Consider the following 673-nt stretch of genomic DNA (forward strand, 5'->3'; position numbering starts at 1 on the left):
AGGGCGCACGGTGGATGCCTTGGTACCAGGAACCGATGAAGGACGTGGGAGGCCACGATAGTCCCCGGGGAGCCGTCAACCAGGCTTTGATCCGGGGGTTTCCGAATGGGGAAACCCGGCAGTCGTCATGGGCTGTCACCCACACCTGAACACATAGGGTGTGTGGAGGGAACGCGGGGAAGTGAAACATCTCAGTACCCGCAGGAAGAGAAAACAACCGTGATTCCGGGAGTAGTGGCGAGCGAAACCGGATGAGGCCAAACCGTATGCGTGTGAGACCCGGCAGGGGTTGCGCATACGGGGTTGTGGGATCTCTCTTTCACAGTCTGCCGGCTGTGAGGCGAGTCAGAAACCGTTGGTGTAGGCGAAGGACATGCGAAAGGTCCGGCGTAGAGGGTAAGACCCCCGTAGTCGAAACATCAACGGCTCGTTTGAGAGACACCCAAGTAGCACGGGGCCCGAGAAATCCCGTGTGAATCTGGCGGGACCACCCGCTAAGCCTAAATATTCCCTGGTGACCGATAGCGGATAGTACCGTGAGGGAATGGTGAAAAGTACCGCGGGAGCGGAGTGAAATAGTACCTGAAACCGTGTGCCTACAAGCCGTGGGAGCGTCGCGCATCAAGCTTGCTTGGTGCGTCGTGACTGCGTGCCTTTTGAAGAATGAGCCTGC

1 rRNA gene is annotated in these 673 nt (G+C 58.2%); it reads left to right on the plus strand.

The features are described 5' to 3' along the window. Positions 1–673: ribosomal RNA gene (locus IE265_RS38075) — 23S ribosomal RNA — on the plus strand; the annotation flags it as partial.

Source organism: Streptomyces fructofermentans, from assembly GCF_014651055.1.
Taxonomy (GTDB): Bacteria; Actinomycetota; Actinomycetes; order Streptomycetales; family Streptomycetaceae; genus Streptomyces; species Streptomyces fructofermentans.